Raw genomic sequence first — 13,235 nt, 5'->3', positions numbered from 1 at the left:
CTTCCGCCTAATCCAGATGAAATTGTTCCTAGAGAGGAAGAATGCTTTTCAGATGATTGGTCGGATTGGGTCATTGAAGAAAATGTCATTAATATTAACTGCAGAGAGTTGGTAGATAATATGGCGGATAAAGCGCATTTTGTCTATGTGCATAAAATGGAGACTTTAAGCTTTTTTAGCAATATCCTAGAAGGACATAAACTCACTCAGGTTCAACATTGCATTAATGGCTCTGAATCAGAATTCGGAGAAGGTGGGAAAATGATTGCTAACTCTACTTATTATGGACCTGCTTACATGATCAGTAAAATAGACAATGAATCTATGGGGTTCACTCATAGTTCTATTCAGCTAGTGAGCCATGTTCCTATAGATAATGATAGTTTTTTATTACGTCATGGAGTTATGGTCAAAAAGATTCCTACATTAAGTGATAAGGAAAATGAAGACGTCATTAGTGAGTACACGGAGATGACTCAGTTAGCTTTCAAACAAGACGTAGATATTTGGCATAATAAATATCGAGTGGATAATCCATTGTTGTGCGATGGAGATGGACCACTCCATAAATTAAGAGAGTGGTATAACCAGTTTTATTTGGATAGAGACCAGGTACCTAAAAAATTAATGAAACGAGCTGAGTACGAAGTATAATTTTTAGATTAAAAAATTGGAAGATTTCGATAAAAGTATAGATGTTCTAGTAGTAGGCTCTGGTTGTGGAGGATTAACTTCTGCATTAACAGCCAAGATTTCAGGGGCTAGTGAAGTTCTGGTCATAGAAAAAGGTAATCTTATTGGAGGAACAAGTGCTACTTCTGGTGGAGTCATCTGGATACCAGACAATCATCTTGCTAGTGAATTAGGCATAGAAGATTCGGCAGCTGAAGCTAAAGAATATCTCAAAGCAACCATTCCAGAAGATGAGTTCAATGAACCCATGATAGACGCTTATCTAAGTCAAGGCCCTAAGATGGTTAAGTTCTTAGAAGAGCATACAGATGTTAAATATACTGCTATTGAACATTATCCAGATTATTTCCAGGATGCCCCAGGAGTAAAACAAGGCTATAGATCCTTGGAGCCTTTACCAGTTTCAGCAGAAACTTTAGGCGATGATGTTGATAACCTTCACCCTTCAGGTCCTCAAACTATAGTCTTTGGGAGATATGGCGTTGATTTCAATGAATCTCATTCAATTTCCTTACAATCACCTGGATGGCTCTTACTTTTTATGAAAACTTTTCTAACCTATTGGTTAGATCTTAGATGGAGAATTAGAAGAAAAAGATCAAGAAAGTTATGTTTTGGGTCTGCTTCAATTACAAGGTTAGTCACGTCTTTGAAAAAAAGAAAAATAGAATTATGGAGATCTACGGAGTTTATTGAGTTTGTAGTTGAAGAAAAAAGAGTAGTAGGGGCTGTTGTAAAGAAAGATGGTAATCTAATTAGAATAAAAACTTCTAGAGGTGTAATGATAGCTTCTGGAGGATTTGGTCAAAACCAAGATATGAGGGAAGAGTATCTTCCAAAACCAACCAACAAAGATTGGGGTTGTGAACCATCTACAAATACTGGAGAACCTATAAAAGCAGCAGAAGCAATAGGTGCAAAATTAAAATTTATGGATAAAGCTTGGTGGGTCACAACAGTTAAAGCTCCAGATGAAGATTTCCCTCGTTTAAGTGAAGTAGAAAAATCATTACCAGGAAATTATACGGTAAATAAATCTGGTCTAAGGTTTGCAAATGAATCTCAAAACTATTTAACTTTCATGTTAGAAGTTCTCAAAAAAGAAAAAGAAGGAGAGTCTTGCGCACCAATGTACATGATTTTCGATGCCAATCATCGAAGTAAATATCCCGTAGGACCATTAATGCCAGGTAAGTTTTTCCCTGATTTTATTGTGAAATTAGTCCACAAAAGTTGGTTCAAAGAAGATTTTTTGACATCAGCAAATACTATAGAAGAGTTAGCCATAAAAACAGGCATAGATAAAGAAGGTCTTCAAACAACAATCAATAAAGTTAATCAATACTCTAAAGAAGGAAAAGATTTAGATTTCCAAAGAGGTGATAATGAAAGAGATAGGTTCGCAGGTGATCCTTCTTTTGTTAACCCATGTTTAGGGCCTGTTGATAAAGCTCCTTATTATGCAATGAGGATAGATCCTGGAGAATTTGCAACTTGTGGAGGAATGGCAATAAATGAAAATGGTCAAGTTTTAGATACACATGATGAAGTGATCAAAGGTTTATACGCCACTGGAAATAGTTCTGCGGCTCTATTAACTACATATCCAGGAGCGGGCGCAACTCTTGGTCCTGCAATGACATATGGCTATATAGCTGGAAAACATATGTCAGGGACCAACAGAGATTAGTTTTTATATTTGAGGGTTGTTTATGAAAAGAAGAGAATTTTTTTTAAAGACGTTTTTAGGACTGGCAGGAACAGGTTTACTTTTAGGTTTAAAGGAACAAAAGGATGAAGAAGATAATATAACTTGGCATGATGAAACTGATATTGCCGTTATAGGGGCAGGAACAGGTTTGGTAGGGGCTATAACTTCATTAAAAAAGGGCTTAAGAGTTGTAGTCTTGGAGAAGGCTGCTTCGCCCGGAGGTACAACTGCTATTTCTGGAGGAGTTGCATGGATTCCAAATAATCATGTCATGGAAAGAGAAGGGTTTAGTGATTCCAGAGTAAAAACTTTGACATATCTAAATCAACTTTCTCAAGGGCAAGCCGATCAAGAATTAATAGAAGCATTTGCTCAAGAAGGTCCTAGAATGATTAAATTCCTTGAAGATAATACCTCTTTGAAATGGAGAGTTTCAAAGATTATGGGAGAAGCTTCTGAGTATCATACTGACTGGGAGGGGAGTGTTCTCAAAGGTAGAAGTATAGAACCAGATACTAATGCGCCCATGGGAGTCCATTTAGGAGGACATTTAATTTCTTTTTTATTAGAGGCTTTTTATAATTTAGGTGGAAAAATTATTTTAGAAGCACCAGCGCAACAATTAATTAGTAGAGAAAAAGAAGATGGTTCTAGAGAAGTTTTAGGAGTGTCATATCTTTCAAAAGGTAAAATATTTAATTTAAAAACAAAAAAAGGAGTTCATTTGGCAAGTGGTGGATTTGATCATGATGTCGAAATGAATAAAAACTTTTTATCAGTTCCATCTTATGGTGTAGGAGTTAAAACTAATACAGGAGATGGTATAAAGATGGCAATGAAGCTAGGAGCTGATTTAAGAAATATGAATGAGGTATGGGGAAGTGTAGTTTATAAAGCAGAAGCTGATATACCAGGAGCTTTGAACGCAGTGACAGAAAAAAAATATAATCCTAGTTGTATTTTAGTAAACCGTTATGGTAAAAGGTTTGCAAATGAGAAGGCAGATTATGATTCATCATGGCGTTCATTTCATGCAAAGGAAAATTGGGGAGCTTTAAAATATAAGAACATACCAGCTTTTCAAATATATGATCACAAAGATAGAACAAATGGAACTTTAGCTGGAAAAAAAGCTGATCAGCCATTACCTAATTGGTTTTCTCAATCTTCTACCATAGAAGGACTAGCCAATAAATTAGGCATAGATCCAAATAACTTAAAATCAACTATTTCTAATTTTAATAAAAATGCCGTTCTAGGAGTAGATCCTGATTTCCATAGAGGAGAAACTCATTATGACAGGATGGGTATTGCAGATACAAGTTTAGCTCTTCAACCACTTGATCTCCCTCCTTTCTATGGCGCTGAAATAGCTCCTGCTCATATAGGAACATGTGGTGGACCTCGAGTGAATAAATTATCAGAAGTTTTAGATGTAAATGAAGTTCCTATTCAAAGGCTATGCGCCTCTGGGAATTGTTCTGGAGTTGGATCTCCAGGAACAAGTTATGGAGGAGGTGGTGGAACAATAGGACCCGCTCTCACCTTTTCATTTATAGCTGGAAATACTTTATCTTCTTTGAAGGATTGCGTTTAATAAAAAAAAGGATACCGCAAGATTTGGGGATCTGCAATATCCTTCTTTTATGATAAGTTAATATTTTTAAAAAAATAAAAACGAAACTCATAGTTTCATAAGTATTTTACTTTAAATAAAGAAACAATCAAGATTGTTTTTAATTTTTAATATCAACTAATTTTTTAAAGAAACCAGGTAGGTCATCTTTACTTTGAATAAAACCACTAGGAAATATTTCTAAGTCAGTGATTCCTGCTTCTAAGCCTGCCTCAAGATTTTCAAGTGTTCTATCTATGCATGGCTTTCTCTCCTCATTAAATCCCATTTGAAGTTGTCCTCTTATTCTTAGCTCTTCAGTTTTTCTTCCTGCTCGTTCAAACCCTTTTTGTAAAATTTCTTTACCAGATCTTATAAAATCAGGCTTAGCTTGAATAGGGACCCACCCAACTCCATGTTGAGCTATACGATCTGCATTCTCTTCGTTAGCCATCATTCCAAACCATATAGGGATTCCTTCTTTCTGCAATGGATAAGGGATAGAGTATATATTCTTGAAGGTGAGGTGTTTTCCTTTAAAATTAGCTGGACTAGAGGCCCATAATTCTTTAAAAGCTCCTAATTGATCATCTAAGTCATCTAGTCTCTGGTCAAAATTTAGGCCAGACGCTTCATATTCTTCTCTTTGCCATCCAGTTCCTATTCCTAGTTCAAATCTTCCATTAGAAATCACATCTAACGTTGCACTCTGTTTTGCTAGAAGAGCTGCTGATCTCAAAGGGCCAATTAAAATTCCATTACTTAACTTAATGGTTGATGTAACTGCAGCTATACTAGATAGAATAGATATAGGTTCAAACCATGGATACTCTAATGGAACAGGAAATTTACCAAAAGGATATCGATCTGTTCTTTCACCCATAACTACATGATCAGTGATTGTTATATAATCAATGCCACTATCTTCGGCTATTTTAGCTACTTCTAAATAACCTCTAGGACTTCCATCATAAAAATTTTCAAGACCAAAGAGTCCAATTGATATAGTTTTATCTTTCATTTCTTTACCTTTAATATTTATTGATATTTAACCACAGAGTTTTTTTCCCAAACTAGTTCCAGTTCACGCGAGCATATTCTCCAACCCTCATTATTTTGTATTAACTTATCTCTGTAGATAATGCCCCAATCTAGTCGATTAAATACTCCTTCATTTTTAGAAAAGTGATAGGCCAATGTATAGACTTCATTAGAGGCGTTTTTATCTATTAAATCAACCAACTGATTCATAACAAAATGTTGAGTTTTATCATATTCTTTTAATGCCTCCATGCAGGCAATTATCGAATCAACTCCTTCAAAAGTATATTCAGGTACTTTCAGTATCGCGTCGTCAGAAAAAACTAGATGCAGTTTATTGAACTCTTGTTTATCAATTAAACTAGCATAAAGATATGAGAGTCTCTCAATTTCTTTGAGATTAGTAAGATTAGTTTCTTTAGTCATTTTTTATTTATATAAATTAAATTCTATACCCTCCATCTAAAAATAATGTTTGACCTGTAATATAGTCAGCCCTATTTGATGCCAAAAAGATCACTGAATCTGCTACGTCTTGAGCTGAACCAAGTCTTTTAAGCGCTGTATTTTTTTTAGCTGCCTCAATATAACGATCATCGTAATCTTTTCCTTTAATTCTTAAAAAGATTCCGGCTTCTATTATGCCTAGTTGGATACTATTAGCTCTGATACCATTTCTCCCTTCTTCTTTTGCGATACCATTAATTAAGGCATCTATAGCGGCTTTAGGAGCTACAGATAATACATCCTTAGTAGGCCAGCGTGATAACCCTATTGAACTTATAGTGGTATATGAGCCTCCATTTTTTTTCATTAAGGGTAAGCTGCTTTTTAAAAGATTAAAAAAACCATTCATATCATTATTCATCACTTCATCCCACTCTTCGTAACTTAATTCATTTATCCAGCGCATCCTTATATCAGCTCCAGTTGCATTAACAATGCTATGAATTCTCTCACCAGATTTTTCAATCGTTTGAAAGAAATTTTCCACACCTATCCTGTCTGTCAAAGATAGTTTTTCATATTCTACAGAAACACCAAAGGAACTAATTTTTCTTTCTAATTTTTGGGCAGCTTTTAAGTTATTATGATAAGTGAATATTATTGGAACTTTATTAGCTGCAAAGTTTTCGCAGATAGATTCACCAATTCCTCCACTTCCGCCAATCACTAGTGCTTTTCCTTCAGGAAAAGCTTTTCTTTGAGTAATATCATCTATTGAATCCATTATTCTTCTCCAATTTTTTATAAAGTAATTTCTATCTCAATATACACATTTTTTAATTATTGCGATACTATTGGTTTCGTAATTTTTAATTTTAATTTAATTATTATAATTAATCTTCTTAATGAGAAAGTTTATGTTAAAAGACAAAGTAATAATGATTTCTGGAGTAGGGCCAGGCTTAGGTAAAAAAATGGCATTAGGTGCTGCAAAACATGGAGCTAAGGTTTCCATATCTTGTAGAACACAAGAATATTTAGACGAGCTTTCTGCAGAGATACGCGATTTAGGATCAGAGGTTATAGCTGTAAAAACAGATATAACTGATCCATCACAAACACAAAATTTTGTTGATAAGACTATTGATGCATTTGGGAGTGTTGATGCTCTTATTAATAATGCCTTCGGTGGTTATGACATGTCACCTCTAGAAAATTCTGATCTAGAAAAATGGAAAGAGGCAATAAATATTATGCTTTATGGAGCTTTACATACTTCAAAGCAAGTTATTGGTCCAATGAAAGAAAACGGTGGTGGTTCTATAGTAATGATAAATAGTATGGTGGTAAGAAAGCCTCTTATTAATCACTCAGATTATGCTACTGCTAAAGCTGCTTTAAGAGGTTTAGCAAATTCTTTAGCAGTTGAATTAGGACCATATAAGATCCGAGTAAATTCTCTCTATATGGGGTGGATGTGGGGCCCAGCTGTAAAAGGTTTTGTTAAGCAATCTGCGTTAGATAATAATATATCTGAAGAAGAGGTGATCTCAGGAATAACTGCAAATATACCATTAGGAATAATTCCTGAAGATACAGATTGTGCTAACGCTGCTTTATTCTTTGCTTCAGATTTGTCAAAGGTTATAACTGGATCGGGTTTAGATGTAAATGGTGGAGAAGTTACCTTTTAGTTTCTTATTATATGGAGTCGTGAGTATGGAAAATCAAATCAAACCTGGAGATCAACATTGGTTCTCAAATGTTGTATCTCCTATTAATCATTCGATAAATCCAGTAGATTGGGAAGCAGAGACGGATGTAATAGTAGTTGGAGCGGGTGGTGCTGGAATAAGTGCAGCTTTAGAAGCTTCTGAGCATGCAAAGAAGGTTATATTATTAGATCGGTTCCATGAAGGAGGAGCAACTGCCGCAAGTGGAGGAGTTTTTTATGCTGGTGGAGGAACTTCTATCCAGGAAGAAGCTGGTGAAGAAGATACTCCAGAAAATATGTATAACTATCTCAAAATGGAAGTACAAGATGTAGTAAAAGATTCGACTTTAAGAAAGTTCTGCGACGATAGTAGGGCTAATACTGATTGGCTCATAAAACATAATGTTAAGTTTCAAGGCTCTGTGTATAAACAGAAAACTTCTTACCCGCCTCCTGGATATTTCTTATACCATTCTGATAATTCTCTTGTTCCTGAATATATCAAAAATGCAAAACCGGCAGCTAGGGGTCATAGAGGTTATGTAGAAAGTAAGTTAGCTACAGGTCATGGAGTGACTATCTTCAATCCATTAAGAGATTCTGCTTTAAGGAATGGAGTAATTATACAAATCCAATCGGAGGTTGTAGGTTTAATTAATAATGATAATAATGAAGTTATAGGGGTGCAGGTTTATAAATTTCAGAGTGAGCAGATTGCAAAGAAACATCTAAAGTACTCTACAAGAGCAACAGCTCTTCATTTGTATGTTACTCCTTTGGCAAATTATTATAGAAGATTGGCTCGAAATTTAGAAGAAAATGGAAGAGATCTAAAATTCATTAAAGCTCGCAAAGGGGTTGTGCTTACTTGTGGAGGGTTTGTTTTCAACAGACCTATGCTTGAGCATTATGCTCCAAAGTATTCTGCAGGATATCCTTTGGGCACGACAGGAGATGATGGTTCAGGCATAAGGTTGGGCCAATCAGTTCAAGGTGCTGTAGATAGAATGGATTTGGGATCTGCCTGGAGAAATATTAATCCTCCAGTTTCATGGTCTCGGGGAGTTATAGTCAATAAAGAGGGTCAACGATATACCAATGAAATGGTTTATGGAGCTAATCTTGGAAAAGCAATGTGTGAAGATAATGAAGGCAAAGGATATGTTATTTTAGACAAAAAATTATGGAAGGAGTCATGGAAGCAAATAATGCCAGGAAAAGTATTAGCTTTTCAAAGAAACCCAGCACTATTAGGAATGCTTTTTGGATCAAAAAAAGCTAAAACATTAGAAGAGCTTGCTAAAAAGGCAAATATGGAGCCCTCTATTTTAATAGATCAAGTTCAAAGATATAATTCAGATATCTCAGAAGGGTCAGAAGACCAATATGGTAAGGCACAAAAAGACTGCGTCCCTATAGAAGAAGGGCCCTTTTATGCAATCGATATTTCAGTTGATAGTCCATATGTCCCTTGTCCTGTTATAACCTTAGGAGGGTTAGTGATTAATGAAGAGACAGGGAATGTAAAAAATAATGACGGAAAAGATATAAAGGGTCTTTATGCAGGAGGGCGAACTGCTATTGGAATTTGTTGTAATATTTATGTGAGCGGTCTTTCAATAGCTGACGGTATTTTTTCAGGTCGAAGAGCAGGTTTAAATATATCAGGAAATTAGTATGAAAGGATATGCGTTTGGTGTTATGTATCATAATGAATGGAAGTGGTTAAAAGAATATCGTCCGGAAGTCTTAAAATTAATTGAAAGTAAGGGCGGTAAATATTTAGCTGTAGGGAATAGCCCGCAAATGAGAGAAGGACAGGAGCAACCCGCTGCTTATGTTTTATTAGAATTTCCTGATTTAGAGTCTGCGGAAAACTGGTATGATGACCCGCAGTATAAGCCGCTTATGGAACTCAGAAAAAACGCTGGAAATACTGATTTTTATATCTTTGAAGGGGTCTAGGGAGATTCAGTGACAGTTTCTAAAGTAAAGATTTCAGAATGGATAGCAGATGATCCTGTAGAGCCCTCAGTTTTAACTATTGGAGATATGTTAATTGAATCTGCTAGAAAATGGCCAGATAAAGAAGCTTTAGTATATTCCTTTCAACCTGAAATAGGCGATATTAGGATGACTTATGAGGAGCTAAATGATAGAACAACGAATATAGCAAAAGGTTTTTTAGAGGCTGGATATATTTCTGGTGAAGCTATTGCTATTTGGGGACCTAATCATCCGGAGTGGATACTTGCAGAATATGGTTTAGCCAAGGCAGGTTTAAAACTTATAACATTAAATCCGCTCTATAAAAAATTAGAGCTTGAATATACCCTTAATTCTTCAGAAGCAGTAGCAATAATTCATGCTGATCAGATAGGGGCCAATCCAGTTATATCTCAAATTAATGAAGTTAAAGAGCTAGTTAAATCTCTAAGAGGGGTATATTCTTTCTCTTTGGGATTATCGGAATTAGAAGAATCTGGGAAACGCAGTTCCCGGGTTCTTCCTAATGTAAATTCTAAAGATATTTTTATGATCCAATATACTTCTGGCACAACTGGGAACCCTAAGGCAGCTCAGATGCCTCATTCGGCGTTGGTTACAACAGCAAAGAATAGCCATAAGCGATGGCAGATAGGAGAAGGTCATAAGGTATGCCACGGTTTTCCTTTATTTCATATCGGTGGATCTGCTTGCATGACTCTAGGAGCGGCAGTTTCTGGAGCAGTATCTTTACCTTTATATATATTTAAGGCTTCAGCTACTTTGGACATTATTGAAAAGGAAGGATGCTCTGTATTTATTGGAGTTCCAACTATGCTTGTAGCCATGATGGAGGACCCGTCTATAAAAGATAGAGACTTTTCTAAGTTTAAATTTATCATCGTAGGAGGAGCTAACCCTCCAATTGAGCTATTAAAGAAATGTGAAAGAGTTTTTGGTGTAGATATGATTAATGGTTATGGTCAAACTGAAACTTGTGGCGTAACAGCAACAGCCCTTCCTGAAGATCCACCGGAGTTAAAGGCAATTGCTGGTCGCGCTATGCCTGGAGTATCCCTTAGAATATTAGATAAAGATAAAGTAATAGTTCCTCTCGAAGAGAAAGGTGAACTGCATTATAGAGGACCAGGTTTAATGGTTGGTTACGGAAATCTCCCAGAAGGAGAAAGTGGAGTTGATTCAGAAGGCTGGTTCGCCACAGGCGATTTAGCTACGATGAATAAAGGAGGCTATATTAATATAGTAGGTCGAGCAAAAGAAATGATAATTAGGGGAGGAGAAAATTTATATCCTGCAGAAATAGAAAATTATCTTCTAGAACATATCGGCGTTCTTGAAGTGGCTGTATTTGGTTTAAAGGATGAAAAGTATGGAGAAGAAGTGTGTGCATGCATAAGACGCGATGATGCTATATTGAAGACTGAAGAAGAACTACAAATATGGTGTAAGGAGAGAATATCAAGGTGGAAAATTCCAAAATATATTTTTTTTATTGACGCTTTTCCAGTAACACCTTCAGGCAAAATTCAGAAATACAAGTTGCAAGATAAATATTCAAAAGAATTGAATTTATAGTTAGTAGTCAGAGTTGAAATAATATCGAAACTTTCTGTTTTGTAATAGACAAATTTTGTGTACTATATATTTTAACAAACGTAAATAAGGGGAAATTTCAATGATTAATTTAAATAAAGTTACTAAAGTATTTTTAATTTATACTATTAGTTTTTTTAGCTCTCCAACTCTATTGTTCGCAGCAGAAAATGCTAGCGGAGCTTTAGAAGAGATAGTTGTAACCGCTAGAAAAAAACAAGAAAACTTGCAAGATACGCCAGTAGCGGTAACAGCGTTTACTGGAAATGAACTAGAGGCCAAGGGGCTAACTAATTTAGTTGATTTAAGTGGCTTTGCTCCTAATGTTAGCATTGGAACAAATGGTTTTGCTGGAGCTGGTAATTATAGTGCAGCAATTAATATAAGAGGTTTAGGTCAAACGGAATTTCTTCCGCATTTAGATCCTGCTGTTGGCATATATTTAGATGGAGTTTACTTTGGAAGGGCAGTGGGAGCAGCTATGGAGTTAGTAGATTTAGAGAGAGTAGAAATTCTCCGCGGACCTCAAGGAACTCTTTTTGGAAAGAATACCATAGGTGGTGCAATAAACTTAATCTCAAAAAAACCAACTGGAGAAGATGCTGGGTATATTGATGTAACTTTGGGAACCAATTCACGAAGAGATATTAAGGGTTCATATGATATGGCATTATCTCCAGGATTTTCAGCTCAATTTTCACTTTCTATTCAAGATGGAGGAGCATGGGGTGAGGCAATTAATTATGCTACCAAGAAGAAAGCAAGTGATTTAGGAGGAAAAGATTCAACTTCATTTAGAGCCGCTTTTTCATGGCAAGCAACAGATGATACTTCTGTAGACTTTACTATGGACAATACTGATCGTAAGGATGATCAATCAGTTAATGGTCTAATTTATCTTAATCCTGGAGCTGGAGCAGGCTTGGGTGGATTATGGCTAGGTCTAGTAGGGATTCCTACTGGTCAATTACTATTACCTGATATGATTACTGGAGATCCAGATAAGACTTATGCAGGAACCTTTCCTAACGAACTAAAAGTTAGTGGCATGAACCTCACTATAGAAAGCGATTTAGGATGGTCAACTTTTAAATCTATAACATCAAGAAGAGATATGGAAGCTCAATTTGGTCGTGATGGTGATATAGCAGGTGTTAATTTCTCCTCAACTTTTGATAAGCAAGATCAGGATCAAACTAGTCAAGAGTTCCAGTTTAGTGGACAAAATGGAAATCTTTCTTGGATAGCAGGTGCTTTCTATTTTGATGAGTCTTACTATGATCATAATGATGTCTTCCAAGGCCCTGGCATGTACCAAGTTCTTGAGACATTTCCTGGACAGTTAGCTGGTACTCCTTGCGCTCCCCCTTGGATAGCGCCTGGATGTAAAGGAAATCCAATAAATGTTGCCTTAGATATTGCAATTGACGTAACAAATGTGGTGGATGTTGAAAGCACAGCTTTTTATTCTCAACTTACCTATGCTGTAACAGATAAGTTAAATCTTACTGCTGGAGTAAGAACTACAGACGAAGAGAAAACTGTTTTTGGAAATCAATATAAGGAAGCTAGTAAAACTTATATTCTTAAGGCGGTAACCAATGTAGCACGCTGGAAAGAAACAACTTCCATGTTTGCGATTGATTATCAAGTTACTGAAGATTTAATGGCATATGTTTCCTTTTCTGAAGGTTTTAAGAGTGGAGGCTTTAATCCAAGACCTGTAGGAGGCTTTACTGCAGCTCCTTTTGGCCCAGAATATGTTGAAAGTACAGAAATTGGTTTTAAATCTGAATTATTTGATAGAAGATTGAGGGTAAATGGTGCTTTTTATTCAAGTGACTACAAAGATCTTCAATTTTCTGTAAATAGATTTAATGAAGCTACAGGAACCTTAGAACTTCTAGTAGGTAATGCAGCTGAAGCAGAAATAGATGGTTATGAATTAGAGCTTGAAGCAGTAGTTACTGAAAATCTTTCCTTAAGGGCTTCTTTTGGTAATACTGATTTTGAGATTACAAATTTATATCCTGGTACCTCGCCTGAAATTACTTTAAATACGCAGCAGGCAAATTCTCCTGAAAATACTTCAGCCCTGAGCTTGATATATTCAGCACCCCTGTTAAATGGTATGACTACTTTTAGATTAGATTATAGTAATCAGGACGAGAGTTTTGCTGATATTCAGAATACATCTCAATTGTTAATAGAAGAAAATGAAATGGTTAATGCCAGAATATCATATGAATCCTCATCAAATTGGGAAGTAGCTCTTTTTGGAACCAATCTTAGTGATGAAAGAGTTATAGAAGGTGGAACTTCTAACATATCCTCTTTTGGCCATGCAGAAGCTGCCTATACTAGACCTAGAGAATATGGAGTTTCTCTTAGATTGAACTTTTAATCTTACATCA

11 protein-coding genes are annotated in these 13,235 nt (G+C 35.8%); 8 read left to right on the top strand and 3 right to left on the bottom strand.

Annotated features, from left to right (window positions below):
• From P8J93_04365 to P8J93_04355, 3 genes are all read left to right on the top strand, one after another.
• A partial coding sequence (locus P8J93_04365; GenBank protein MDG2061036.1) for a 3-ketosteroid-9-alpha-hydroxylase occupies positions 1-654 on the top strand: 654 nt, incomplete at its 5' end.
• A 16-nt stretch (positions 655-670) separates the two neighbouring features.
• Positions 671-2,383: an FAD-dependent oxidoreductase gene (locus P8J93_04360; GenBank protein MDG2061035.1), complete on the top strand. Its 1,713-nt coding sequence runs from the start codon at positions 671-673 to the stop codon at positions 2,381-2,383.
• A 22-nt stretch (positions 2,384-2,405) separates the two neighbouring features.
• The gene (locus P8J93_04355; protein MDG2061034.1) at positions 2,406-4,001 is read left to right on the top strand and encodes an FAD-binding protein; all 1,596 of its coding nucleotides are present in this window, start codon (positions 2,406-2,408) and stop codon (positions 3,999-4,001) included.
• 139 nt (positions 4,002-4,140) lie between these two features.
• Here the strand turns inward: P8J93_04355 and P8J93_04350 are convergent, their stop codons facing one another.
• Genes P8J93_04350 through P8J93_04340 form a run of 3 tightly spaced genes read right to left on the bottom strand, consistent with a single transcriptional unit; the run spans position 4,141 to position 6,291 of the window.
• Positions 4,141-5,040 carry a TIGR03619 family F420-dependent LLM class oxidoreductase gene (locus tag P8J93_04350; GenBank protein MDG2061033.1) on the bottom strand — a complete coding sequence of 300 codons (900 nt, stop codon included), beginning with the start codon at positions 5,038-5,040 and terminating at the stop codon, positions 4,141-4,143.
• 17 nt (positions 5,041-5,057) lie between these two features.
• A complete protein-coding gene (locus P8J93_04345; GenBank protein ID MDG2061032.1) occupies positions 5,058-5,486 on the bottom strand; it encodes a nuclear transport factor 2 family protein in 429 nt (142 codons plus the stop codon).
• A 16-nt stretch (positions 5,487-5,502) separates the two neighbouring features.
• Positions 5,503-6,291 (bottom strand): SDR family oxidoreductase, encoded by a 789-nt coding sequence (locus P8J93_04340; protein ID MDG2061031.1) that lies wholly within the window; start codon positions 6,289-6,291, stop codon positions 5,503-5,505.
• A gap of 133 nt (positions 6,292-6,424) precedes the next feature.
• On the opposite strand from P8J93_04340, the gene P8J93_04335 reads away from it, so the two are divergent.
• From P8J93_04335 to P8J93_04315, 5 genes are all read left to right on the top strand, one after another.
• On the top strand, positions 6,425-7,201 hold the full coding sequence (locus P8J93_04335; protein MDG2061030.1) for an SDR family oxidoreductase: 777 nt from the start codon (positions 6,425-6,427) through the stop codon (positions 7,199-7,201).
• 25 nt (positions 7,202-7,226) lie between these two features.
• Positions 7,227-8,897 (top strand): FAD-binding protein, encoded by a 1,671-nt coding sequence (locus P8J93_04330; GenBank protein MDG2061029.1) that lies wholly within the window; start codon positions 7,227-7,229, stop codon positions 8,895-8,897.
• Position 8,898: 1 nt separating this feature from the next.
• Entirely contained in the window at positions 8,899-9,186 is a 288-nt protein-coding gene (locus tag P8J93_04325) for a DUF1330 domain-containing protein (GenBank protein ID MDG2061028.1), read from the top strand.
• A gap of 9 nt (positions 9,187-9,195) precedes the next feature.
• Positions 9,196-10,803 (top strand): AMP-binding protein, encoded by a 1,608-nt coding sequence (locus P8J93_04320; GenBank protein MDG2061027.1) that lies wholly within the window; start codon positions 9,196-9,198, stop codon positions 10,801-10,803.
• 100 nt (positions 10,804-10,903) lie between these two features.
• Positions 10,904-13,225 carry a TonB-dependent receptor gene (locus P8J93_04315; GenBank protein ID MDG2061026.1) on the top strand — a complete coding sequence of 774 codons (2,322 nt, stop codon included), beginning with the start codon at positions 10,904-10,906 and terminating at the stop codon, positions 13,223-13,225.
• Positions 13,226-13,235: the final 10 nt, after the last annotated feature.

This window comes from SAR86 cluster bacterium (assembly GCA_029268615.1).
GTDB lineage: Bacteria > Pseudomonadota > Gammaproteobacteria > Magnimaribacterales > Magnimaribacteraceae > JAQWNM01.
This window is presented reverse-complemented; position numbering and strand designations above follow the sequence as displayed.

Bases quoted from the DNA above. Each gene is read 5' to 3' on its own strand.
- P8J93_04355 (MDG2061034.1), top strand. From the start codon at position 2,406: ATGAAAAGAAGAGAATTTTTTTTAAAGACGTTTTTAGGACTGGCAGGA.
- P8J93_04350 (MDG2061033.1), bottom strand. From the start codon at position 5,040: ATGAAAGATAAAACTATATCAATTGGACTCTTTGGTCTTGAAAATTTT.
- P8J93_04345 (MDG2061032.1), bottom strand. From the start codon at position 5,486: ATGACTAAAGAAACTAATCTTACTAATCTCAAAGAAATTGAGAGACTC.
- P8J93_04340 (MDG2061031.1), bottom strand. From the start codon at position 6,291: ATGGATTCAATAGATGATATTACTCAAAGAAAAGCTTTTCCTGAAGGA.
- P8J93_04335 (MDG2061030.1), top strand. From the start codon at position 6,425: ATGTTAAAAGACAAAGTAATAATGATTTCTGGAGTAGGGCCAGGCTTA.
- P8J93_04330 (MDG2061029.1), top strand. From the start codon at position 7,227: ATGGAAAATCAAATCAAACCTGGAGATCAACATTGGTTCTCAAATGTT.
- P8J93_04325 (MDG2061028.1), top strand. From the start codon at position 8,899: ATGAAAGGATATGCGTTTGGTGTTATGTATCATAATGAATGGAAGTGG.
- P8J93_04315 (MDG2061026.1), top strand. From the start codon at position 10,904: ATGATTAATTTAAATAAAGTTACTAAAGTATTTTTAATTTATACTATT.